Source organism: Planococcus circulans (genome assembly GCF_020023385.1).
Lineage (GTDB): Bacteria > Bacillota > Bacilli > Bacillales_A > Planococcaceae > Planococcus.
The window spans coordinates 1-22,752 of the sequence record NZ_JAIQCL010000020.1; the positions used below are offsets into that span (position 1 = coordinate 1).

General features: G+C 47.0%; 20 protein-coding genes, 10 tRNA genes, 1 other RNA gene and 1 other annotated feature. Of the genes, 15 read left to right on the forward strand and 16 right to left on the reverse strand.

Features of this window, described 5'->3' with window-relative positions:
* The 3 genes from K8U60_RS18685 to K8U60_RS18695 all read left to right on the forward strand — a co-directional run.
* Window positions 1–182: hypothetical protein (locus K8U60_RS18685; protein ID WP_223643579.1), on the forward strand; the 182-nt coding region annotated here is incomplete at its 5' end.
* A 112-nt stretch (window positions 183–294) separates the two neighbouring features.
* Window positions 295–1,758: an IMP dehydrogenase gene (guaB, locus tag K8U60_RS18690; protein ID WP_223643582.1), complete on the forward strand. Its 1,464-nt coding sequence runs from the start codon at window positions 295–297 to the stop codon at window positions 1,756–1,758.
* Between the two features lie 183 nt (window positions 1,759–1,941).
* Complete coding sequence (locus K8U60_RS18695) at window positions 1,942–3,282, forward strand: serine hydrolase (RefSeq protein ID WP_223643584.1); 1,341 nt, start codon at window positions 1,942–1,944, stop codon at window positions 3,280–3,282.
* Between the two features lie 40 nt (window positions 3,283–3,322).
* Here K8U60_RS18695 and pdxR read toward each other — a convergent pair whose 3' ends face one another.
* Window positions 3,323–4,717, reverse strand: a complete 1,395-nt coding sequence (pdxR, locus tag K8U60_RS18700; RefSeq protein ID WP_223643586.1) for a MocR-like pyridoxine biosynthesis transcription factor PdxR — start codon at window positions 4,715–4,717, stop codon at window positions 3,323–3,325.
* A 104-nt stretch (window positions 4,718–4,821) separates the two neighbouring features.
* On the opposite strand from pdxR, the gene pdxS reads away from it, so the two are divergent.
* The 4 genes from pdxS (at window position 4,822) to K8U60_RS18720 (ending at window position 8,836) form a co-directional block, all read left to right on the forward strand.
* Window positions 4,822–5,706, forward strand: a complete 885-nt coding sequence (gene pdxS / locus K8U60_RS18705; RefSeq protein WP_223643588.1) for a pyridoxal 5'-phosphate synthase lyase subunit PdxS — start codon at window positions 4,822–4,824, stop codon at window positions 5,704–5,706.
* Between the two features lie 2 nt (window positions 5,707–5,708).
* Window positions 5,709–6,302 (forward strand): pyridoxal 5'-phosphate synthase glutaminase subunit PdxT, encoded by a 594-nt coding sequence (gene pdxT, locus K8U60_RS18710; RefSeq protein ID WP_223643590.1) that lies wholly within the window; start codon window positions 5,709–5,711, stop codon window positions 6,300–6,302.
* A 32-nt stretch (window positions 6,303–6,334) separates the two neighbouring features.
* Window positions 6,335–6,541: a binding site (T-box leader), on the forward strand.
* Between the two features lie 66 nt (window positions 6,542–6,607).
* Complete coding sequence (gene serS / locus K8U60_RS18715) at window positions 6,608–7,882, forward strand: serine--tRNA ligase (RefSeq protein ID WP_223643592.1); 1,275 nt, start codon at window positions 6,608–6,610, stop codon at window positions 7,880–7,882.
* Between the two features lie 93 nt (window positions 7,883–7,975).
* Entirely contained in the window at window positions 7,976–8,836 is an 861-nt protein-coding gene (locus tag K8U60_RS18720; protein ID WP_223643594.1) for an alpha/beta fold hydrolase, read from the forward strand.
* 14 nt (window positions 8,837–8,850) lie between these two features.
* Here the strand turns inward: K8U60_RS18720 and tadA are convergent, their stop codons facing one another.
* On the reverse strand, window positions 8,851–9,342 hold the full coding sequence (tadA, locus tag K8U60_RS18725) for a tRNA adenosine(34) deaminase TadA (RefSeq protein WP_223643595.1): 492 nt from the start codon (window positions 9,340–9,342) through the stop codon (window positions 8,851–8,853).
* A gap of 126 nt (window positions 9,343–9,468) precedes the next feature.
* Here tadA and K8U60_RS18730 point away from each other — a divergent pair, with 126 nt between their 5' ends.
* The 3 genes from K8U60_RS18730 to K8U60_RS18740 all read left to right on the forward strand — a co-directional run bounded on the left by K8U60_RS18730 (window position 9,469) and on the right by K8U60_RS18740 (window position 11,728).
* Window positions 9,469–10,329, forward strand: coding sequence for a YitT family protein (locus K8U60_RS18730; protein WP_223643597.1), 861 nt, complete (start codon window positions 9,469–9,471; stop codon window positions 10,327–10,329).
* A gap of 95 nt (window positions 10,330–10,424) precedes the next feature.
* Window positions 10,425–11,063, forward strand: coding sequence for a deoxynucleoside kinase (locus tag K8U60_RS18735; protein ID WP_223643599.1), 639 nt, complete (start codon window positions 10,425–10,427; stop codon window positions 11,061–11,063).
* Window positions 11,060–11,728, forward strand: coding sequence for a deoxynucleoside kinase (locus K8U60_RS18740; protein WP_223643601.1), 669 nt, complete (start codon window positions 11,060–11,062; stop codon window positions 11,726–11,728). The genes K8U60_RS18735 and K8U60_RS18740 overlap by 4 nt, the downstream gene beginning before the upstream one ends.
* Before the next feature lie 199 nt (window positions 11,729–11,927).
* Here the strand turns inward: K8U60_RS18740 and K8U60_RS18745 are convergent.
* The 14 genes from K8U60_RS18745 to K8U60_RS18810 form a co-directional block, all read right to left on the reverse strand.
* Window positions 11,928–12,020 (reverse strand) — tRNA-Ser (locus K8U60_RS18745).
* Between the two features lie 246 nt (window positions 12,021–12,266).
* Window positions 12,267–12,343: transfer RNA gene (locus K8U60_RS18750), tRNA-Ile, on the reverse strand.
* An 8-nt stretch (window positions 12,344–12,351) separates the two neighbouring features.
* Window positions 12,352–12,425: transfer RNA gene (locus K8U60_RS18755), tRNA-Met, on the reverse strand.
* Window positions 12,426–12,445: 20 nt separating this feature from the next.
* A tRNA-Ala gene (locus tag K8U60_RS18760) sits at window positions 12,446–12,521 on the reverse strand.
* Between the two features lie 6 nt (window positions 12,522–12,527).
* Window positions 12,528–12,604: transfer RNA gene (locus K8U60_RS18765), tRNA-Pro, on the reverse strand.
* A gap of 26 nt (window positions 12,605–12,630) precedes the next feature.
* Window positions 12,631–12,707: transfer RNA gene (locus K8U60_RS18770), tRNA-Arg, on the reverse strand.
* 149 nt (window positions 12,708–12,856) lie between these two features.
* Window positions 12,857–12,931, reverse strand: a tRNA-Gly gene (locus K8U60_RS18775).
* Between the two features lie 5 nt (window positions 12,932–12,936).
* Window positions 12,937–13,021, reverse strand: a tRNA-Leu gene (locus K8U60_RS18780).
* A 21-nt stretch (window positions 13,022–13,042) separates the two neighbouring features.
* A tRNA-Lys gene (locus K8U60_RS18785) sits at window positions 13,043–13,118 on the reverse strand.
* Between the two features lie 11 nt (window positions 13,119–13,129).
* Window positions 13,130–13,205 (reverse strand) — tRNA-Thr (locus K8U60_RS18790).
* Window positions 13,206–13,309: 104 nt separating this feature from the next.
* Window positions 13,310–14,323 (reverse strand): ABC transporter ATP-binding protein, encoded by a 1,014-nt coding sequence (locus tag K8U60_RS18795; RefSeq protein ID WP_223643603.1) that lies wholly within the window; start codon window positions 14,321–14,323, stop codon window positions 13,310–13,312.
* Complete coding sequence (locus K8U60_RS18800; RefSeq protein WP_223643605.1) at window positions 14,268–15,335, reverse strand: ABC transporter ATP-binding protein; 1,068 nt, start codon at window positions 15,333–15,335, stop codon at window positions 14,268–14,270. Before K8U60_RS18800 ends, K8U60_RS18795 begins: the two co-directional genes overlap by 56 nt.
* Window positions 15,336–15,353: 18 nt before the next feature.
* Entirely contained in the window at window positions 15,354–16,301 is a 948-nt protein-coding gene (locus K8U60_RS18805) for an ABC transporter permease (RefSeq protein WP_223643607.1), read from the reverse strand.
* Between the two features lie 11 nt (window positions 16,302–16,312).
* Window positions 16,313–17,221 (reverse strand): ABC transporter permease, encoded by a 909-nt coding sequence (locus K8U60_RS18810; RefSeq protein WP_223643609.1) that lies wholly within the window; start codon window positions 17,219–17,221, stop codon window positions 16,313–16,315.
* 335 nt (window positions 17,222–17,556) lie between these two features.
* Between K8U60_RS18810 and K8U60_RS18815 the strand changes: the two genes are divergently transcribed.
* The 5 genes from K8U60_RS18815 (at window position 17,557) to recR (ending at window position 22,387) form a co-directional block, all read left to right on the forward strand.
* The gene (locus tag K8U60_RS18815; protein ID WP_223643611.1) at window positions 17,557–19,158 is read left to right on the forward strand and encodes a glutathione ABC transporter substrate-binding protein; all 1,602 of its coding nucleotides are present in this window, start codon (window positions 17,557–17,559) and stop codon (window positions 19,156–19,158) included.
* Between the two features lie 103 nt (window positions 19,159–19,261).
* Window positions 19,262–19,527: signal recognition particle sRNA large type (ffs, locus tag K8U60_RS18820), an RNA gene on the forward strand.
* 166 nt (window positions 19,528–19,693) lie between these two features.
* Window positions 19,694–21,427, forward strand: coding sequence for a DNA polymerase III subunit gamma/tau (gene dnaX, locus K8U60_RS18825; protein WP_223643614.1), 1,734 nt, complete (start codon window positions 19,694–19,696; stop codon window positions 21,425–21,427).
* 27 nt (window positions 21,428–21,454) lie between these two features.
* Window positions 21,455–21,775, forward strand: coding sequence for a YbaB/EbfC family nucleoid-associated protein (locus K8U60_RS18830; RefSeq protein WP_223643616.1), 321 nt, complete (start codon window positions 21,455–21,457; stop codon window positions 21,773–21,775).
* 12 nt (window positions 21,776–21,787) lie between these two features.
* Window positions 21,788–22,387 carry a recombination mediator RecR gene (gene recR / locus K8U60_RS18835; protein WP_215102859.1) on the forward strand — a complete coding sequence of 200 codons (600 nt, stop codon included), beginning with the start codon at window positions 21,788–21,790 and terminating at the stop codon, window positions 22,385–22,387.
* The last annotated feature ends 365 nt before the right edge of the window (window positions 22,388–22,752 follow it).

Below are 22,752 nucleotides of genomic sequence, written 5' to 3' on the forward strand. Positions count from 1 at the left end.
GGAAAGAAGTCGTTACCGATTCCGGTAACGGCTTTTTTTGTTTGGGGAAAAAGAGAGCGAACTATGAAATCATTAAAGGAAGTCTTTATTTCGACTTGGCATATGCGGTTAACAGTGAAAGCTCATTAGTAAATTTCTCTAATGAAACAGCTCTATTAGCAGATTTAAATGGCTTAAAATAACACTGATTAATTATTCTAAATAGTTTTTCTTTTAGCAGTTTCTTGACACGCCATATCCACGCTGATAACCTTAACAATAATATTTAAAAGGAAGCAGGAGGCGCGTCTACTTATGTGGGAATCGAAATTTGTTAAAGAAGGCTTAACGTTTGATGATGTATTGCTTGTACCAGCTCACTCGGAAGTTTTACCGAAAGATATTGATTTAGCAGTCGAATTGACACCAACCCTTAAGTTGAAAATTCCAGTGATCAGTGCAGGCATGGATACAGTAACGGAAGCTAAGATGGCTATTGCTATGGCTCGCCAAGGCGGATTAGGGGTTATTCATAAAAACATGAGCATCGAGGAGCAGGCTGAACAGGTAGTGACTGTAAAACGTTCTGAGAATGGGGTTATTACGGATCCTTTCTTTTTAACACCTGAACACCAGGTCTATGACGCTGAGCATTTGATGGGCAAGTATCGTATTTCCGGTGTGCCGATTGTTAAGAGCGAAGATGACCTTACACTTGTCGGAATCATCACGAACCGCGATCTGCGCTTTATTCAGGATTATTCTTTGATCATCAACGATGTGATGACTAAAGAGAAGTTAGTCACTGCGCCTGTGGGAACTACTTTGGAAGATGCAGAAAAGATCCTGCAGCAATACAAAATTGAAAAATTGCCGATTGTGGATAACGAAGGTCTTCTAAAAGGATTAATTACCATCAAAGATATTGAGAAGGTAATTGAATTCCCGAATGCAGCCAAAGACCAGCATGGCCGTTTACTTGTAGGAGCTGCTGTAGGCGTTACTTCAGATACAATGAAGCGCGTTGAGCAATTGGTCAAGGCTTCTGTCGATGTCATTGTATTGGACACGGCTCATGGCCATTCTGAAGGCGTTTTGGGGATGGTTAAACAGATTCGCACCGAGTACCCGGAATTGGCGATCATTGCAGGAAATGTGGCAACTGCTACAGGAACAAGAGCATTAATCGAAGCCGGAGCAGATGTCGTCAAAGTCGGAATTGGACCGGGTTCGATCTGTACAACTCGTGTTGTAGCAGGTGTCGGTGTTCCACAAATTACGGCTGTTTATGATTGTGCAACAGAAGCACGCAAGTTCGGTAAAGCGATTATCGCTGATGGCGGAATCAAGTATTCTGGAGATATCATCAAAGCGTTGGCGGCTGGCGGACATGTAGTTATGCTTGGGAGCCTGCTGGCCGGTACAACTGAAAGCCCAGGAGACACTGAAATTTTCCAGGGTCGTCAATTTAAAACATATCGTGGTATGGGATCAATCGCTTCTATGGAAAAAGGTTCAAAAGACCGTTACTTCCAGGACGATGCGAAAAAATTGGTTCCGGAAGGCATTGAAGGCCGCATGCCTTATAAAGGGCAGCTTTCTGATACGATCCACCAATTGCTTGGCGGTATTCGTGCAGGAATGGGCTATTGTGGAACAAAAGATTTGCAGACTTTGCGTGATGAAGCACAGTTTATCCGTATGACAGGTGCAGGTTTGCGCGAAAGCCATCCACATGATGTCCAAATCACGAAAGAATCTCCTAACTACTCAATTTAATAAAAAAACTACACAGAGCGAAGATTTACTCGGTCTTCATTCACTGTTGTATGCGGGATTTATCTTAGCACCTTTTCCATCATTCAAATGACGGAAAAGGTGCTTTTTTCATGTTTCCACTTTTGCGTCTGAAAAATATGATAAAATAGCATGTGGAATCTTATAGACGGAGGTATTCAACAAGTGAAAAAGGTTTTCAATAAAACATTACTGACAGCATTATTGGCTGCATTGACTTTGACTATATTTGTTCCGCAGCAGGCCCAAGCGGAAGAAACATTAAATATAATGGCGGAAGCCGCTATTTTGGTGGATGCTGAAAGCGGTAAAATCCTCTATGAAAAAAACGCCGGGACGCCTCTAGGGGTTGCCAGTATGACGAAGATGATGACGGAATATTTATTGTTCGAAGCGATAGAAGAAGGCAAGGTGACTTGGGATCAGGAATACCAAGTGACGGATTATGCCTATCAAATTTCTCAGGACATGCGTTTGAGCAATGTACCGTTTCGTGAAGATGGAGCTTATACCATCAAAGAAATGTATGAAGCGATGGCCATTTTCTCAGCCAATGCGGCAACCATCGGGATAGCCGAGACGATTGCAGGAACGGAAAGTGAGTTTGTCCGTTTGATGAATGAAAAAGCTGAAGAAATGGGATTGGAAGAGACGGTTTTCGTCAATTCAACCGGGCTCAGCAATTCAAGCTTGATGGGGATGTATCCGGAAGGAACGAAAGAGAAAGATGAAAACATCATGCCGGCGCGTTCAGTTGCGAAGCTGACAAAAATCTTGTTGGACGATTATCCGGAAGTGTTGGAAACCACAAAAATTCCGGTGATGAATTTTCGTGAAGGAACTGCGGATGAAACACGGATGGAAAACTGGAATTCGATGCTGCCTGGTTTGATTTATGAATATGAAGGTGTAGATGGATTGAAAACCGGCAGTACGGATTTTGCTGGTTATTCGTTTGCAGGAACCGCAAAGCGTGACGATACCCGCTTTATCGCGGTAGTCATGGGTGCAGTGGACAACGAAGGAGCCGGTTCTTATAAAGCCCGTTTTGAAGCGACGCGCGCTTTGTTCGATTTTGGTTTTGGCCAGTTCACGACAGAGGAAATCATTCCCGCAGGCTATCAGTTTGAAGGGCAGGAAACGCTGGCTGTTGAAAAAGGCGTGGAAGAAGAAGTAGCGATTGCAGTGAAAGAACCTGTTTCCATGATGATCCGGACTGCGGATAAAGAATTGTATCAGCCGGAATTGCTGCTGGACGATACGGTTGTCCAGGACAGCAGGTTGGAAGCAGGAGTAGAAAAAGATTTAACGGTGGGAACGCTCGAGCTGACAAAAGCGGATGGCACGGAATACGGCTATTTAAGCGGAAGTGAAAACGACGTTGAAGTCGTGACTACTGAAGCTGTAGAGCGTGCTGGCTGGATGTCCCTATCGATGCGCAATGCGGGAGGATTCCTATCTTCTTTATGGGAGGATGCCGGTAGTTTTGTAAAAGGTTTATTTTAATGGAAAAAGCCGTTCATCTGAAAATGATGAACGGCTTTTTCTAACGAATTTCCCAACAGGACATCAGGTCAAGAACGCCGGAGTGGATTTCTTCTTCCGACAAGCCGCCGAATCCAAGAACGATTTTAGGATGTGTACCGGCTCTTTTATGAACGTCGTAGGACTGCAGGCCGGTGACACGGATACCGGCATTTTTAGCGCGTTCTACCAGCTCTTCTTCGCTCAATGGGGTTTGGATGGTAAGCACGATGTGCATTCCTGCCTGTTCACCGGACACTGTCACCACCGGAGCGAATAAAGCCAGAGACGAGCTCAGCTGTTTGATTTTCTTCTGGTATAGCTTGCGCATGCGATTGAGGTGGCGCGCGAAATGGCCTTCTTTCATGAATTCGGCGACCAGCTGCTGATCGTGTCTTGGCACGGATGAAGAGTAGTGAAGAAAGGTCTGCTGGTATGCCCGCAGCAGCCGTTTGGGCAGAACCATGTAGGCAAGGCGCAGAGAAGGCATGAGCGATTTGGAAAAAGTACTGATGTAGATGACTCGGTCACTCAGATCCATGCTCTGCAAAGCGGGAATCGGCCGGCTTGTGTAACGGAATTCACTGTCGTAATCATCTTCGATAATGTAGCGTTCCGGCTTGGCAGCGGCCCAATTGAGCAGCTGCGCCCGTTTGGTGGCACTTAGAACAGAGCCGGAGGGAAACTGATGGGAAGGGGTAACATACGCGACATCTACATTGGAAGCTTCCAATTCACCGATATTGATGCCATCCTGGTCCAGTTCAATGGGAACCGACTGCCGCTCATGATGGCTGAATATGCTGTGGGTCAGCGCATAGCCAGGATTCTCATAGCCGTACACAAGCTTTTTATCAAGCAGGCGAATCAGCAGCGGCAGGAGCTGTTCTGTCCCCGAACCGATGACGATCTGTTCTGCATCACAGATTACCCCCCGTGACTGATACAGATAGCGGGCAATTTCCTGCCGCAGCGCATCATCCCCTTGGGAGTGTCCGGATAATAATAATTCATGGTTGGATTCATCCAGGATGTCGCGCGCCAGTTTGCGCCATGTGGCAAATGGAAAAGAGCGGGTATCGATGCTGCCGGAGTTGAAATCCACTCTGTAGGAAGTAGTTTCTTTGATGACCGGCTCGTCGTGAGGAACATCTAAATAAGCGAGTTCTTCGACAGGCTGTGCGTAAAATCCTTTGCGGGGACGCGATTCAATAAACCCTTCAGCTACAAGCTGAGAGTAGGCAAGTTCGACGGTCGTTTGACTGATTTGCAGAAAATCCGCTAATTTCCGTTTGCTTGGCAATTTGGTGTCGACATCTATGGTGCCATCAATGATGGCTTTTTTTATTTCTCTGTAAAGTTGCTCGTAGAGCGGAATCGGTGACTGTTTTTGAAGCTGAAACATGAGCATGTCCATTTGGTTTCCTCCAACTGACCTTATTAAAATGAACGAAACTGAGTCTTTTTATATGGTCAATCTCTATTATACTGAATTTATCAACAAATAGGGGGAATTAATAAATGAGCCAACATGGAACAGATCGCGTAAAAAGAGGAATGGCTGAAATGCAAAAAGGCGGGGTGATCATGGATGTGGTCAACGCAGAGCAGGCGCGTATTGCTGAAGCTGCAGGAGCCACCGCCGTTATGGCGCTCGAGCGTGTGCCGTCCGATATCCGCCGAGATGGTGGAGTGGCGCGTATGGCAGATCCACGCATTACAGAAGAAGTGATGAAAGCCGTATCGATTCCGGTCATGGCGAAAGCACGCATTGGCCATATCGTGGAAGCGCGCATCCTGGAAGCGATGGGTGTCGATTATATTGATGAAAGTGAAGTATTGACGCCTGCAGATGAAGAGTTTCATTTATTGAAAAACCAATACACCGTGCCGTTTGTCTGCGGCTGCCGGAACCTGGGCGAAGCGGCCCGCCGAATCGGCGAAGGAGCTTCCATGCTCCGCACGAAAGGCGAACCGGGTACAGGCAATATTGTCGAAGCCGTCCGCCATTTGCGCCAGGTGAACGCGGAAGTACGGAAAGTAATCGCCATGAGTGAAGATGAATTGATGACAGAAGCCCGTAACTTGGGTGCTTCCTACGAATTCCTAAAAGAAGTGAAGAGCCTAGGACGCTTGCCGGTGGTCAATTTTGCAGCTGGCGGAGTTGCGACACCGGCGGATGCGGCATTGATGATGGAACTCGGAGCGGACGGCGTCTTCGTTGGATCCGGTATCTTCAAATCCGATAATCCAGAACGGTTTGCGCGTGCCATTGTCGAAGCGACTACCCATTACCAGGATTATAAATTGATCGCAGAGCTTTCGAAAGACTTGGGAATCGCCATGAAAGGCATTGAGATCTCCACAATTGCTGCGGGCGAACGCATGCAGGAGCGGGGCTGGTAGAGATGAAACGAGTTGGAGTTCTCGCTTTGCAGGGAGCTGTCCGGGAGCATCTTCAGTCGATTGAGGCGTGTGGAGCAGAAGCGGTTTCTGTGAAATGGCCAAAAGATCTTGAATCATTGGATGCCTTGATTTTGCCAGGCGGTGAAAGTACGGCCATGCGGCGCTTGATCGACCGCTACGGATTAATGGAGCCGCTGCGGGATTTTGCCGAAACCGGAAAGCCGATGTTCGGTACGTGTGCAGGGTTGATCTTGTTAGCGGAAACAGTGGTTGGTGAAGACCAGCCGCATCTTGGCGTTATGGACGTGGCAGTTGCACGAAATTCGTTTGGCCGGCAAGTGGACAGCTTTGAAGTGCCACTTGAAATCAATGGGATCGAAGGAGCTTTTGAAGCGGTCTTTATCCGCGCTCCACACATTGTCAGCGCCGGACCGTCCACTGAAGTGCTATGTGTCCATGATGGGAAAATCGTGATGGCGAAAAACGGTCAGTTTTTGGGCTGTTCGTTTCATCCGGAATTGACCGAAGACCATCGCATTACAGCGTATTTTTTAAGTATGATTCCCAGCAAGTCAGACCTTCTCTTGCCAAATTAATCAATATATAGTAAAGTATGATTAATTTCAAAGACGAAACGTTGATGGGAAGTAGTAAAGCGATTGTTTTTCCAAAGAGAGCCGGTGGTTGGTGCGAACCGGTGAAAAACGCGTTTGAATCCACCCCGGAGTTGCATGGCGAAAGAAGCCATTGCCGGTTTTAATGCCGTTATGTGATGAAGAGGATTGGCCTGTGCCGATCAATCAGGGTGGCAACGCGGGTAGCTCTCGTCCCTTTACCAAGGGATGGGGGCTATTTTTGTTGTCTTTTTTTATGTGATTATAAATTTTGAGGAGGAAACACTATGTTGGATATTCGTTTTGTACGTGCGAATTTTGAAGAGGTAAAAACCAAATTGGCAAAACGCGGAGAAGATATTTCTGTACTGGATGATTTTGAAGGATTGGATGTAAAACGGCGCGAATTGATTGCGCAGACTGAAACATTGAAGGCAGAACGCAACGAGGCGTCTCAAAACATCGCTGCGATGAAGCGGGCGAAAGAAAATGCAGACGATGCCATTGCGAAAATGCGTGAAGTCGGCGACAAGATCAAAGCCATTGATGAAGAATTGCGGGAAGTGGAGGAAAGCCTGAACTATATCATGATGCGTGTCCCGAACATTCCGCATGACAGCGTTCCGTTCGGGGACTCTGAAGACGATAACGAAGAAATCCGCACGTGGGGCGACAAGCCTGAATTCGGATTTGATGTAAAGCCGCATTGGGATCTCGGGACTGATTTGAACATCATCGATTTTGAGCGCGCAGCCAAAGTGACAGGAAGCCGCTTTGTCTTTTACCGGGGACTTGGGGCACGCTTAGAACGCGCATTGATCAACTTCATGATGGACCTCCACCAGGAAGAACACGGCTATGAAGAAATGCTGCCACCGTATATGGTCAACCGCGAAAGCTTGACGGGAACAGGCCAATTGCCGAAATTTGAAGAAGATGCTTTCCTGATCGAAAAAGAGGATTATTTCCTCATTCCGACTTCTGAAGTGCCGGTGACGAACTTTTACCGGGATGAAATTCTGACAGCCGATATGATGCCGCAAGCCTTTGCTTCTTACAGCTCAAATTTCCGCTCTGAAGCGGGCTCTGCGGGACGCGACACGCGTGGGTTAATCAGACAGCATCAATTCAATAAAGTCGAACTGGTGCGCTTTGTGAAGCCTGAGGATTCTTATGACGAACTGGAAAAACTGACCGGCCATGCTGAAAAAGTCCTTCAGCTTTTGGGGTTGCCATACCGCGTATTGAAAATGTGTACAGCAGACCTTGGCTTTACAGCAGCGAAGAAATACGATATCGAAGTCTGGATTCCTAGCCAGGAGACGTACCGGGAAATTTCTTCTTGCAGTAATTTTGAAGACTTCCAGGCAAGACGTGCAAATATCAAATTCCGCCGGGAAGCAACCGGCAAACCTGAATTCGTCCACACGTTAAACGGCAGTGGCTTGGCAATCGGCCGAACCGTGGCGGCGTTGCTTGAAAACTGCCAGCAGGAAGATGGTTCAATCAACATTCCTGAAGTGTTGCAGCCTTATATGGGCGGCAAAAAGACAATTGATTGATAAAAAGGCTCAAAAGCAAATCGCTTTTGAGCCTTTTATTTAGAGAAAGGGGTAAGGAAGAGATAAAGAGCATTTGTGAAGGGAGTTAGTTAGATGACAAACTTAAGTTTTCAATTCTTGGAGACGAACGGCATCCATCTTCATGTTGCCGTGGCCGGACCTGAGGATGGACCTTTAGTCGTTTTGCTGCATGGCTTTCCGGAATTCTGGTTTGGCTGGAAAAATCAAATTCAGCCACTCGCGGAAAAAGGCTATCGGGTAGTGGCGCCCGACCAGCGCGGCTATAATTTAAGCGATAAACCTGAGGGGATCGACAATTACACGGTGGATCACCTGAGGGATGACGTCATCGGCATCATTGAGCATTTTCAACAAAAGACGGCTATTGTCATCGGGCATGATTGGGGCGGTGCAGTTGCCTGGCATCTGGCAGCCACTCGCCCGGAATACGTGGAAAAGCTTATTGTCTTGAATATCCCACATCCCCAAGCCATGCCCCGGGTACTCAAAAAGAATCCGCTGCAATGGATGAAGAGTTCTTATATCGCTTTTTTCCAGTTGCCCAATCTGCCCGAAAAGGCTCTTGGTATGGGAGAGTTCAAAGCAATGCAGCAAAGCATCGAACAAACCAGCAAGCCGGACACATTTTCAAAGCACGAAATGGAGCAATATAAAGCGGCCTGGTCACAATCCGATGCATTGACGGCAATGCTCAATTGGTACCGGGCAATCCGGCGCGGCAGCTTCAGGCAAGTGCCTGAGACGAAAATCAAAGTCCCTGTCAGAATCATTTGGGGGATGGGCGACCAGTTCCTGTCGCCGATGCTGGCAAAAGAAAGCATGTCATTTTGTGAAGAAGTCAATTTGGCGTTTGTCGGAGAAGCGACCCATTGGATCCAACACGAACAGCCAGAAATCGTCAATCGATTGATTGCTCAGTTTATCAGCGAATAAAAAAGCGAAAAACCCTATAACTGGGTTTTTCGCTTTTGTTTTTTGATTTCCCGAAGATTTCGGAAAAACTGTGTCAGCAACTGTCCGCATTCCTCGGCGAGGACATTTTCCGTTACTTGGCATTGGTGGTTAAAGCGGTCGTCATTCAGCAAGCGGTAGAGGGAATCTACGCTGCCTGCTTTAGCATCCCGCGCTCCGTAGACCACATGGGGAATCCGGGATTGTAGAATGGCCCCTGCACACATCGGACAAGGCTCTAACGTTACGTAAATCTTCGTATCTTCCAGCCGCCAGTTGCCAAGATGCAGGCACGCTTCCTGGATCGCCAACAATTCGGCGTGAGTGACGGCATTTTGTGTCGTTTCCCGCAGGTTGTGGGCGCGCGCTATTACTTGGTCGCCGTAGACAATGACCGCCCCGATAGGCACTTCTCCTTTGGCCGCTGCTTTTTCTGCTTCTTCAATTGCCAACCCCATATAAAAATGATCTTTTTCCATTCCGTTCATGATGCATCGCTCCTTGGTTCTAGTGTAGCATTTTCCGGTCCACAAAAAGAGCGCGAAAATCCGTACAGACAAAAACCCCTGAAAAGCGTAAACTGGAGAAACCAGAAAGTAGGGAGTGATCCAAGGGTGAAACAACATAAAAAGGAAAAACCGCTGCATTTTACGCTACGCTTTATTTTTATTTTCATCGGTGCCACCATGGCGGCAGCGGCCATTGAATTGTTCCTGGTTCCCAATGCAATCATCGATGGCGGGATTATCGGTATTTCGTTGATATTGGACTATTTAACCGTGATTCCTTTTGGGGTTTTACTGGTCGTCATCAATTTGCCTTTCCTTTATTTCGGCTATAAACATATCGGCCGCAATTTTTTCATCTCTTCTATTTTTGCCATTGTTGCGTTAGCGCTGATTGAAATTCCCATGCATAAGATCGAACCGTTTGTAGAAGATCCGCTTCTCGCTACTGTATTCGGCGGATTGCTCCTCGGAGCGGGTGTTGGAATTGTCATCCGCAACGGCGGAGCACTTGATGGGACGGAGATTCTCGGAATTTTATTGACCAAGAAATTACCGTTTTCGGTTGGTGAATTTGTCATGTTCTTCAATGTTTTCATCTTTGGATGGGCTGCTTTCGTTTTGGGGATGGAGCAGGCGATGTATTCGATTCTGACCTATTACATCGCTTCCAAAACCATTGACGTAGTCATTCAGGGCTTGGATGACACCAAGGCTGTACTGATCGTATCGGAAGAGTATGAAGAAATTGGTTCGGCCATCAACGACCGTCTTGGCCGCAGCTTTACGAAATTGCACGGCAAGGGGGGCTACCTCAATTCACCGAAAGATGTGATTTATGTGGTGGTCACCCGTCTGGAAATCACCAAGCTTAAGCAGATCGTGTCAGACATCGATTCCAAAGCGTTTTTGACCATTATGGCGACTCAGGAAGTCCATGGCGGAACGTTTAAAGCACCGATCCATTGAGCAAACTGTCGATTTTTCGCTCTACTTTTAACTAGAGCGGTGTGTTAAAATAAATGGCATTGCAATTTACTTGAATCGAAAAAGGAGGACTTCGCATGCCGGTGCCATTCATTACGGTAGAAGGTCCGATTGGCGTAGGCAAGACTTCGCTGACCAAAGCGCTCGCCGATCAAAATCAATTTCAGCTGTTAAAAGAGATTGTTGACGAAAATCCGTTTTTAAATAAATTCTACGAAGACATAGAAGAGTGGAGCTTTCAGACAGAGATGTTCTTTTTATGCAATCGCTACAAGCAGTTGGCGGATATCCAGAAAAAGTTCATTTCGAAGCGGGAACCGGTCGTGGCCGATTACCATATCTTCAAAAATCTGATCTTCGCAAAACGCACATTGCCTGAAGCTGAATACGCCAAGTATGAAGCCATCTACAAAATCCTGACGGTGGATATGCCGAAACCGAATATGGTCATTTACCTGCATGCCAGCCTGGACACATTGATGAAGCGCATCAAATTGCGGGGGCGTGAATTCGAACAGATGATCACCCCGGAATACATGGAGCAGCTGGCAGCGGATTACCATGAGTTCATTGAACGTTTTGAGCGTGAGCATCCGGAAATTCCAGTGTTGCGTTTCAACGGCGATGAAATCGATTTTGTCCAAAACGGCGGAGACCTTCAGCTGATCCTGGACAAGGTGGATGGAACTTTACAAAAGAGGAGTTTGACCTTATGAATTTACGTGAAAAGTACGGCATTCCACAAAATGCGGTAATTACCATAGCTGGCACAGTGGGGGTCGGGAAATCTACGATGACGAAAGCGTTGGCGGATGCACTGCAATTCCGCACATCATTTGAAAATGTCGACACCAATCCATACTTGGATCTATTTTATGATGATTTTGAGAAATGGAGCTTCCACTTGCAGATTTATTTCCTGGCGGAACGTTTTAAAGAGCAGAAGCGGATGTTCGAATACGGCGGCGGATTTATCCAGGACCGTTCGATTTATGAAGATACCGGTATTTTTGCCAAAATGCATTGGGATAAAGGAACAATGAACAATGTGGATTACGAAACCTATACTAACTTGTTTGAAGCGATGGTCATGACGCCGTATTTCCCACATCCAGACTTGCTGATTTACCTGGAAGGCTCGATTGAAGATATTCTTTCCCGCATCCAGGAACGCGGCCGGGCAATGGAGCAGCAGACACCGGTGGATTACTGGCTGGAAATGCACCAGCGCTACGAAAGCTGGATCAATTCTTTTAATGGATGTCCAGTACTGCGTTTGAATATTAACGACTATGACTTGATGAACGATCCGGATTGCTCCGAACAGATTGTGGAGCGCATTGGCGGCTTTATGAAGCAAACCTCTATCCTGCGTAAATAAATAAACCCCTTGAGCATTCATGCTCAAGGGGTTTATTATTATTTCCCGGGAAATAAAGAAAAAGGCATGAAAAAACCGGAAAGCCGAAGCCTTCCGGTAATCTATATCGAAATAATCAGACATACAATTTTTAAGAAAAATTCGTTACTTGCGTAACGAATCCAATCTCGAATTTATATGCGCGTGTAAATTCAAAAAATGGAGGAGGAAGAGGGATTCGAACCCCCGCGGGATTTGACTCCCCTGTCGGTTTTCAAGACCGATCCCTTCAGCCAAACTTGGGTATTCCTCCGTATTGGACAAGAACTAATTTATCATGGATGAATAATGGCTGTCAACAGTTTTGAGGAATAAATGCAAAAAAAAAATCATGAAACAGGAGAAATCCGTAGCCAGCAGGGGCTAGCCATAAGAAAGCATGATCCGGACGCATACTGCGTCCGGATAGAAGTCAATAATTCGGTTGCTTTTCACCGGATTCGATCTCTTCAATGTAATGGCAGGCCGCTTCATGTCCTGGCTTCNGATAATAGATAAATGGTGGACCTTGCAGGACTCGAACCTGCGACCGGACGGTTATGAGCCGTCTGCTCTAACCAACTGAGCTAAAGGTCCTAAAAAAGTGGCGGCAGAGGGGATCGAACCCCCGACCTTACGGGTATGAACCGTACGCTCTAGCCAGCTGAGCTACGCCGCCAGGATCTTTATTGTTATAGTTGGTGGAGCCTAGCGGGATCGAACCGCTGACCTCCTGCGTGCAAGGCAGGCGCTCTCCCAGCTGAGCTAAGGCCCCATTGTTTGGTCGGGAAGACAGGATTCGAACCTGCGACCCCTTGGTCCCAAACCAAGTGCTCTACCAAGCTGAGCTACTTCCCGAACTTGTATTGCTGAGTGTAAAAATATGGCGCGCCCGAGAGGACTCGAACCTCTAACCGCTTGATTCGTAGTCTAGTACTCTATCCAATTGAGCTCCGGGCGCCTATAAAGTTGTCAGCTGGTTTTCATATATGGTGCCGATTACCGGAATCGAACAGGTACGGTAGTCACCTACCGCATTATTTTAAGTCCTGTGCGTCTGACAGTTCCGCCACCCCGGCTAAGGGTCGGCAATAATGTGCAAAAAAAATATGGAGCGGAAGACGAGGTTCGAACTCGCGACCTCCACCTTGGCAAGGTGGCGTTCTACCACTGAACTACTTCCGCAAAAATGGTGCGGGTGAAGGGAGTCGAACCCCCACGCCCGAAGGCGCTAGATCCTAAGTCTAGTGCGTCTGCCAGTTCCGCCACACCCGCGTGGCAACTATAAAGTTAAAATGGTGAGCCATGAAGGATTCGAACCTTCGACCCTCTGATTAAAAGTCAGATGCTCTACCAGCTGAGCTAATGGCTCATTTGCATGAGTGGTGCCGGAGAAAGGACTTGAACCCTCAACCTACTGATTACAAGTCAGTTGCTCTACCAGTTGAGCTACTCCGGCGAAAGAGAAAAAATGGTGGAGGATGACGGGATCGAACCGCCGACCCTCTGCTNGGCTAGCCATAAGAAAGCATGATCCGGACGCATACTGCGTCCGGATAGAAGTCAATAATTCGGTTGCTTTTCACCGGATTCGATCTCTTCAATGTAATGGCAGGCCGCTTCATGTCCTGGCTTCATCGATGAAGCCGTCCTTAGTTCCGGTACTTCCACTTTGCATTTGGCCGTTGCATACGGACATCGTGTATGGAATCGGCAGCCTGATGGCGGATCAATTGGAGAAGGAACGTCTCCCTTTAAAACGATACGCTCTTTTTTCTTGTCCGGGTCCGGAATTGGAATGGCAGACAGCAAAGCTTTGGTATATGGATGCTTCGGGTTTTCGAATAAGCTGTATTTATCCGCAATTTCAACGATCTTTCCAAGGTACATAACAATAATCCGGTCAGATATGTGGCGGACCACGCCAAGGTCATGGGAAATAAACAAATAGGTCAGTTGAAACTCTTCCTGCAGTTCTTCGAGCAGATTAAGCACTTGCGCCTGAATCGATACATCGAGTGCAGAAACTGCTTCGTCGCAAATGATCAATTGCGGATTTACTGATAAAGCCCGTGCAATGCCGATACGTTGGCGCTGTCCACCTGAAAACTCATGGGGAAAGCGGTCAGCCTGATACGGCAGCAAGCCGACAGTTTCGAGCAGTTCCTCGGCACGGGCGCGCCGCTTATTGGTCGGCAGAACCTTTTGGATCTCCATGGCTTCGGTCAGAACAGAAGCAACGGTCTGGCGAGGATTGATGGAAGCGTATGGATCTTGGAATATAATCTGCAGGTCTTTTCGGTATTTCCGCATATTCCGCTTGGACAAACCCGCAAGATCGACCCCGCGGAATTCCACTTTTCCTTCGGTCGGTTCTTCAAGGCGCAGAATCGCCCGCCCGGTCGTGGATTTTCCGCAGCCGGATTCACCGACAATGCTGACGGTTTCGCCTTCGAAAATTGAAAAACTGATGTCATCAACGGCTTTTACATAATTGGTGGTCCGACCGAGAAAACCGCCTTTAATCGGGAAGTATTGTTTTAGCCCCTCGACTTTTAGCAATTCTTTTTTCGCCATAAATATCCACCTCCGCTTCTCCAGTCCATTCATCTGTGTAAATCCAACAGCGTACTTGGTTGCCGTTTTCATCAGTTTCAAGTTGAGGCATATTTGCACGGCATAAGTCGGTCGCTGCAGGACAACGCGGTGAGAAGCGGCAGCTGACCGGCATTTCGTGCGGGCTCGGTACATTACCGTTGATCGGTTGCAGCTTATCCTGCTCAATGTCGTGGCGCGGCAAGGATTTCAGCAAGCCGATTGTATATGGCAGCTTGGGTTCGTGAAACAACGTGCGGATATCTGCGTATTCTACGACTTGTCCGGCATACATGACCGCAACATAATCGCAGGTTTCAGCCACAACGCCAAGGTCATGCGTGATGAAGATGACCGACATGCCGAGTCGGTCCTGCAGCTCTTTGATCAGTTCCAGTATTTGAGCTTGGATGGTCACATCAAGCGCTGTTGTTGGTTCATCGGCTATCAGAATTTCAGGGTCACAGGCAAGGGACATCGCAATCATGACCCGTTGGCGCATACCTCCTGACAATTCGAAGGGATAGTTTTTGACACGTTTGTCAGGCGAAGGGATTCCAACGAGTTTCAATAATTCAACTGAACGGATAAAGGCATCTTTTTTGGACATATTCTGGTGGAGCATGAGCGCTTCACTGATTTGCTGGCCGACTGTATAAACAGGGTTCAAAGAAGTCATCGGTTCCTGAAAAATCATGGAGATTTCATTTCCGCGTAGCTTCCGCATCTGGCTTTCGGACAACTTCAATAAATCTTCTCCTTTGTAGAGCACTTCTCCATTGGTGATTTTCCCGTTGGAAGCCAGCAATCGCATTATGGATAGGGACGTGATGCTTTTTCCAGAGCCTGACTCACCAACGATGCCGATTGTTTTGCCTTTAGGCAATTTAAAACTGACACCATCGACTGCCCGGACATCCCCAGTATCCGTTTTAAAGATGGTCTGCAGGTTTTTTACTTCCAGAATAATTTCTTGGTTTACTGGGATACTCATACGGTAGGCACCTCATTTCTAATTCAAGTCAATTCGTTTATTCAGCAGACGATACGAAATATCGACGAGCAGGTTGACGAGTACAAAAATTACGGAAATAACGAGTACCGTACCTTGAACAACTGGGAAATCACGTGTTCGAATCGCATCGATCGTCAAACGGCCCATGCCATTGATCGCGAATATCGTTTCTGTCAGGACAGCACCGCCAAGAAAACCGCCAAACTCCAGGCCGACAACCGTCACGACGGGGATCAATGCATTTTTCAAAGCATGGCGGTAAGTGACAATCCGTTCTGAAACCCCTTTGGCACGCGCCGTACGGATATAATCCTGACCGATGACTTCAAGCATAGAAGAGCGGGTCATGCGTGCGATGATTGCGGCACCTCCTGTTCCGAGCGTGAGAACGGGGAGGATGATCTGCCGCCAGGAGTCACCCCAGCCAGAAGGGCGCATTTTCAAAAACTCAAGCGATTCGGGCATCCAGTTGCCGATCGCGAACCATTGGATGAGCAACAGGCCAAACCAGAAGTTGGGCATGGATAAGCCGAACAATGCAACGATCATAATGGATGTATCGGCGATTGTATAATGGCGCACTGCTGAGATGATGCCGGCAATCAAGCCGAGAAAAACGGCGACGATGGTGGAGTAGAAGGCAAGTTCCACCGTCACCCAAAACCGCGAACTGATTTCATCCATGACAGGTCGACCTGAACGAACCGAGGAACCAAGATCTCCTTGCACAGCATTGCCTAGAAATCGTCCGTATTGAACTGGAATCGCCTCGTTTAACCCGAGGCGTTCCCGAATGTTTTCGACGGTTTGTTCGGATGCGCCTTCTCCTGCAACAATTTGTGCAGGATCCCCTGGAACCAAATGCATCAAAGAGAATACCAGGATAGTGACACCAATCAGTACAGGAATAGTTTGGATAAGGCGGCGGATAATATACTTTGGCACTTTTCAACACCTCACCTATTTTTCATTTTTGGATCCAGAGCATCACGTACGCCATCACCGAAAATATTAAAGGCAAGAACCACAAGGACAATCATCAAACCCGGGAACAAAGCAACATGGCCAGCTTCGAACATGTACTGGCGGCCTTCGTTGAGCATAGCGCCCCATTCCGGTGCAGGGGGTTGTGCGCCAAGACCAAGGAATGACAAGCCGGCGCCGGTCAAGATAGCTGTCGCAATCCGCAATGACGCCTGCACGATAATCGGCGACATGATGTTCGGAAGGATATGGCGGAAGATGATCCGGAAATCGGTAGCTCCAAGCGCCCGTACAGCGTCCACGTATTCTAATTTCCTGACGGATAGAGTGGAGCCGCGTACGACCCGGGCAAATGCCGGAACGGAGAAAATGCCGACCGCAATGATGACATTAGTCAAGCTGCCGCCAAGTACCGCGACAATTGCAAGAGCAAGCAAAATTCCAGGAAATGCGAGCAGGACATCCATTAAGCGCATGATGACCGCATCGATACGGCCGCCATAATAGCCGGCGATGATGCCGAAAACGACTCCGATGATGCCGCCGATGAAAACCGAGAAAAATCCGACATACAAGGTCAGTTTCGTTCCGAAAATAACACGTGTGAAAATATCGCGGCCATAACTGTCGGTTCCGAACCAATTAGAAATGGATGGCCCTTGCAGTTTGTTCGCTAAGTCGGTTTGATTCGGGCGGTAATCTGTGAAGGTTGTAATGATCCATGGTCCGATAAAAGCCATGAGTATAACAAACACAATCAACAGGCCGCCGATGACAGCCGCTTTGTTCTTGAGCAAACGCCGCCAGAATTGTTTATAGCTTTCGATTCGAGGATTGATTTTCTCAGAAGTGACGGGAGTATTCACAGTTTCTTCAGCCATAAAAAACACCCCTTTGAAATAATCTGAATAATTAGTTTGTTTTATCACAGTTTAGCGGATTTTTATTAAAAATGATAGATGGAAGAAGAAGTTAAAAATGACGCAAAAATATTTAGAATGGCAAAAATATATCAATCTAATAAAAACAATAATCTTAAGGCGATCTTTCATTAAAATTTCTATTTTTATATATAAAAACAAGAAGAATCGCACGTGGCTCTAAGGCTGAAGGGTTTTTTGAACTTGTAGAAAGCATCATGATATGCTATATTGTTGTCAAAATATTGCGTTATTTAGGAATCCTTTTATACCATCATAAGCAGGGGGGAAAACACATGACAATGTCGAGGAAATCGCTTTGGGTCTTTCTGATATTGCTTATGCTAGCCATGGTTCTTGCTGCATGCGCAGGAGGGGGAGGAGAAGAAGCGGGAGAATCAGGGGAATCTGATGAGACTGCAACTGCAGGCGGGGATTTAATTATTGCTGTATTGTCTGATGCTTCATCTTTGGATCCGCACGGTTCGAATGACGTTCCATCTTCAGTCGTTCAAGAGAACATTTACGAAACATTAGTGAAGCGTGATGAGAATAACGAAATCACGCCTGGTCTGGCTGAGTCGTGGGAGCAAGTGGATGAGACCACCTGGTCGTTCCAATTGCGGGAAGGCGTCACATTCCATGATGGAGAAGAGTTTAATGCGGAAGTGGTAAAAGCGAATCTCGACCGAGTTCGCGATGAAGCAGTCGCTTCTCCGCGCTATTTCCTATTTGAAATGATCACAGATGTAACGGTTGTAGATGATTACCAGGTCGAAATTAAGACGGAGTATCCGTTTTCTCCATTGCTTGCCCATTTATCGCATAATGGAGGGGGCATGATTTCTCCAGCTTCCATTGAAGCAGATTACGAAGCGTTGAATGGGGGAGCTGATCCAGGTTCTGTCATTTCACAGGAACCTGTCGGAACGGGATACTTTACATTCGACTCATGGAACGCCGGTTCTGAAATCAGGCTTGTCAAAAATGAAGAATACTGGGATGAACCGGTCCAAGTGGATTCAGTAACGTTTCGTGTCGTACCGGATTCCCAAGTACGGGCTGCCGATCTTGAAACAGGCAATGTCCATATCATCGACCCAGTGCAGCCGAACGAAGTGGAACGCATCAACAACTCAGGTGTAGCTTCTGTACTTCAGACGCCATCTTCGAGCTTAGCTTATTTAGGTTTCAACACAGAAAAAGAACCTTTCAATGATCCATTGGTGCGCCAGGCAATCTCCTATGCTGTCGACCGTCAGGCAATCATCAACGGAATCTATGATGAATTCGCAATTCCTGCGAATGGTCCGCTTGCCCCAGGAATCTTCGGTTATACAGAAGATATCGATGCAGTGGAATTCGATATGGACAGAGCCCGTGAATTGCTGGAGGAAGCAGGAATGGCAGATGGCTTCAGCACTTCCATCTGGACCAATGACAATCCACAGCGTCAATCGATCGCCGTATTGGTTCAGGAAGCATTAGCTGAGCTGAATATCGACGTTTCAATTGAAGTGATGGAGTTTGGTGCATACCTTGACCAAACAGCAGCAGGTGAACATGACATGTTCATCTTGGGTTGGTCTAATCCGACTGGAGATGCAGATTATGGTATGTATGCATTATTCCACTCTTCTCAAAAAGGAAATCCGGGGAACCGTTCCTTCTATGAAAATCCCGAAGTCGATGCTCTTCTTGACGAAGGACGCAGAGAAGCCGACCCGGATCGGCGTGAAGAAATTTACGCGGAAGTCGCACAGCTGCTGACCGATGACGCCCCTATGGCATTCTTGATCCATACAGAGTATTTAAATGGCGTCTCTGATAATGTATCCGGCTTTTCTATCGATACTGCCGGCATCTATCAGTTAAAAGATGTCACTATCCAACAGTAGACAGGAATTTTAGACACTCCTTCGTTGAATAGGCGAAGGAGTGTTTTTGTTAATCCTACTTTATATTTGATTTATCCCGTATTATTTCGTATACTAGTAAATGCCGTGCTAGGTGGGAAGATAGCGGTGTCCTGTAACCTGCAATCCGCTTTAGCAGGACTGAATTCCTTTCTGAGGCTGTGTGCATGTAAGGTCTGCCTCTTGCACGTAGTGTTGACATCTGGGTCCTGCGCAATGGAATCCCATGAACCATGTCAGGTCCGGAAGGAAGCAGCATTAAGTGGAACATTCCATGTGCCGCGGGATCGCCTAGATCGAGCCAGCGACAAGGGTAACGCTTATGTGCAGCAGTCGAAGAAAGGTGCACGGCAAAATTACATAAATTCAAACCTGTCCGCTCTTGCAGCGGGCAGGTTTTTTTATTGTTCCCTTCGCAGAATCGTCACGCGGAGATCGGGGAAATCGCTAAGAAAGACCCGTCTTTTATGATATAATGAGAGGACGAAAAACAGATTAATTAAAAGGAGAGAACAAGTTGGCGTATCAAGCTTTTTACCGTGTTTACAGACCCCAGTCCTTTTCTGAAATGACAGGTCAGACGCATGTCAAACAAACCCTTCAAAATGCTCTCCTTTACAATAAGACGACGCATGCTTATTTATTCTCAGGACCAAGAGGAACAGGGAAGACCAGTGCAGCGAAGATATTCGCCAAAGCATTGAACTGTGAGCAGGCTCCGGCAGCGGAACCATGCAACGAATGTGCTTCCTGCAGAAGCATTAACGAAGGATCCAATACCGACGTCATTGAATTTGACGCAGCTTCCAATTCACGCGTAGAAGAAATGCGGGAAATTATTGAGAAGGTCCGGTTTTCGCCGGCGAATTCCCGTTTCAAAATCTATATCATCGATGAAGTGCATATGCTGTCAAACAGTGCGTTTAACGCTTTGCTGAAAACATTAGAAGAGCCGCCGGAACACGTGGTCTTCATTTTGGCGACAACAGAACCGCATAAACTGCCATTGACGATCATCTCCCGCTGCCAGCGTTTTGATTTTAAATCTCATACGCAGGTGGATATTGTTTCGCGCATGGTGGAAGTGTTAACGGATGCCCAAATCCCTTATAACGAACAGGTGCTTAAAATAATTGCTCAGGCTGCTTCCGGCGGAATGCGGGATGCATTGAGTCTATTGGACCAGGTTGTCTCGTTCAGCGGCGATGAAATGACAGTCGAAGATGCATTATTGGTTACAGGATCGATCAGCCAGGATATGTTCTATGGTATTGCGGAAGCATTGCTTGCCAAGGATATCGGACAGTCGTTGACGCTATTGGAACAATTGGTGCGCGACGGCAAAGACCCTGTCCGGTTAGTCGAGGATTTCATCACTTTCTTCCGGGATCTATTATTGATCCAGACGGCGCCCAACCTTCACGATATGTTGGAGTTGGCTACACATGAACCGCGCTTTGAAGAATTGGCCAATCGATTCGAGCCGGCGACCCTTTATACCTGGATTGACATTCTATCTAAAACCCAGCAGGAAATGCGTTTTTCAAACCATACAAAAATCTATATGGAAACGGCTTTACTGAAGATGGCGCAGGCCGATGTGCCGGTCCAAAGTACAGCTTCTGCAGTGTCACCCGAACTGGAAGCGAAAGTCATCCAGTTGGAAAATCTGGTGCGCGAATTGCAGCAGCAGGTGAAGAACGGGGCAGGCAGCAGTGCGGCAGCGGCGCCGGCGGAACAGAAAAAACGCCAGCGCGCGCAAAGCAGCTTTAAAATACCGACTGGGCGCATTCAGGAAGTCTTGAAAAATGCGACCAAGCCAGATATTCAGGCGATCAAAACCAATTGGGCCACAGTGATGAGCCAGTTGCAGCGGTCGCATTCGGCTTTATTGAATGACGCAGAGCCAGTAGCGGCATCAGCGGATGCATTTGTGTTAAAATTCAAGTATGATATTCATTGCCAGATGGCTTCCGAAAACCAGACGTTTGCCGCAACCTTCAGCCAATTGTTGGAGCAGTATGCAGGCAAGGCTTATACGCCGGTTTTCGTTCCGGACGCCAGTTGGCTGAAAATCCGTGAAGATTTTATTAAGAAGAACGGATCGAAGGCAGGCACTGAAGAAAAACAGTCAGAGGCTGAAGAAGGAAATCCGTTTTCGGGTGAAGGAGCTGCAGCGGAAGAAGATCCGTTCATCTCAGAAGCCGAGCGTCTTTTCGGAAAAGACTTTGTCGAGGTTCATGACGACTAAAATGAAAATTCTAAGGAGGAACTAATTATGCGCGGTGGAGGAAATATGCAAGGCATGATGAAGCAGATGCAAAAAATGCAAAAAGAGATGGCGGTTGCCCAAGAAGAACTTGGAACATTGAAGTTCGAGGGATCAGCTGGCGGCGGTATGGTTAAAGTTACTGTATCCGGCCATAAAGAAGTATTGGACATCGTATTGGATCCAACAGTTGTTGATCCGGAAGATATTGAAATGCTGCAGGATCTTTTGGTTGTGGCTACAAACGAAGCGTTTAAAAAAGCGGATGAACATGCGAATTCCACAATGGGGAAATTCACGAAGGGCCTAAATCTCCCGGGCATGTTCTAGGAGGAAAACCAGATGCATTATCCAGAACCTATTTCGAAGTTAATGGAGAGTTTTATGAAATTGCCAGGAATCGGGCCAAAAACAGCGGCCCGGCTGGCATTTTTTGTGCTTGGCATGAAAGAAGACACGGTGCTTGATTTTGCTAAAGCTTTGGTTGATGCAAAACGGAATTTAAGTTTCTGCTCGGTGTGCGGCCATATTACGGACGTCGATCCCTGTCATATTTGCCAGGATCAACAGCGCGACCGCACGACGATCTGCGTGGTCCAGGATCCGAAAGACGTAATTGCGATGGAGAAGATGCGCGATTACAAAGGCTTGTACCATGTATTGCAGGGTGCCATCTCTCCAATGGACGGAATTGGCCCTGAAGATATAAATGTTCCCTCTCTATTGAAGCGTCTTCAGGACGAAGAGGTGGAAGAACTGATTCTGGCGACGAATCCGACGATCGAAGGAGAAGCGACAGCGATGTATATTTCCCGCCTCGTAAGACCTTCAGGAATCAAGACTACAAGAATTGCTCATGGACTTCCGGTAGGCGGCGATTTGGAGTATGCGGACGAAGTGACTTTATCGAAAGCATTGGAAGGCCGGCGCGAGCTTAAATAGAAGCAAGAATAAGAATGAGGCTGTGCGCTTCTGATAAATGGGAAATATTCTGATTTATTATGTTTCGCATATAATAATCTAGAGTGACGATAGGTTAATAGAGAAGAGAAGAAGAATTAGGAAAGAGAAAGCGAGTCAAGTAAAATGGCTTTACAGAGCGGTTACTCTTGACTCCTTTTTCAAACTCCTTCTATATAATGAAAAGTGAATTCCATAAGGAATGTTTTATGAATATAATTTTATTTGCCAAAAGTGTTGACAGTCTGGCGAACATGCTTTAGTATCATAGGAGTCGTAAAGAACGACGCAAACAACATGAACAACCGAAACAAACTTGAACCTTGAAAACTGAACAGCAAAACGTC

Coding starts and splice junctions, on each gene's coding strand:
- guaB (WP_223643582.1), top strand. CDS start 295: ATGTGGGAATCGAAATTTGTTAAAGAAGGCTTAACGTTTGATGATGTA.
- pdxR (WP_223643586.1), bottom strand. CDS start 4,717: ATGGACATGCTCATGTTTCAGCTTCAAAAACAGTCACCGATTCCGCTC.
- pdxS (WP_223643588.1), top strand. CDS start 4,822: ATGAGCCAACATGGAACAGATCGCGTAAAAAGAGGAATGGCTGAAATG.
- pdxT (WP_223643590.1), top strand. CDS start 5,709: ATGAAACGAGTTGGAGTTCTCGCTTTGCAGGGAGCTGTCCGGGAGCAT.
- serS (WP_223643592.1), top strand. CDS start 6,608: ATGTTGGATATTCGTTTTGTACGTGCGAATTTTGAAGAGGTAAAAACC.
- K8U60_RS18720 (WP_223643594.1), top strand. CDS start 7,976: ATGACAAACTTAAGTTTTCAATTCTTGGAGACGAACGGCATCCATCTT.
- tadA (WP_223643595.1), bottom strand. CDS start 9,342: ATGAACGGAATGGAAAAAGATCATTTTTATATGGGGTTGGCAATTGAA.
- K8U60_RS18735 (WP_223643599.1), top strand. CDS start 10,425: ATGCCGGTGCCATTCATTACGGTAGAAGGTCCGATTGGCGTAGGCAAG.
- K8U60_RS18740 (WP_223643601.1), top strand. CDS start 11,060: ATGAATTTACGTGAAAAGTACGGCATTCCACAAAATGCGGTAATTACC.
- K8U60_RS18795 (WP_223643603.1), bottom strand. CDS start 14,323: ATGGCGAAAAAAGAATTGCTAAAAGTCGAGGGGCTAAAACAATACTTC.
- K8U60_RS18800 (WP_223643605.1), bottom strand. CDS start 15,335: ATGAGTATCCCAGTAAACCAAGAAATTATTCTGGAAGTAAAAAACCTG.
- K8U60_RS18810 (WP_223643609.1), bottom strand. CDS start 17,221: ATGGCTGAAGAAACTGTGAATACTCCCGTCACTTCTGAGAAAATCAAT.
- K8U60_RS18815 (WP_223643611.1), top strand. CDS start 17,557: ATGACAATGTCGAGGAAATCGCTTTGGGTCTTTCTGATATTGCTTATG.
- K8U60_RS18830 (WP_223643616.1), top strand. CDS start 21,455: ATGCGCGGTGGAGGAAATATGCAAGGCATGATGAAGCAGATGCAAAAA.
- recR (WP_215102859.1), top strand. CDS start 21,788: ATGCATTATCCAGAACCTATTTCGAAGTTAATGGAGAGTTTTATGAAA.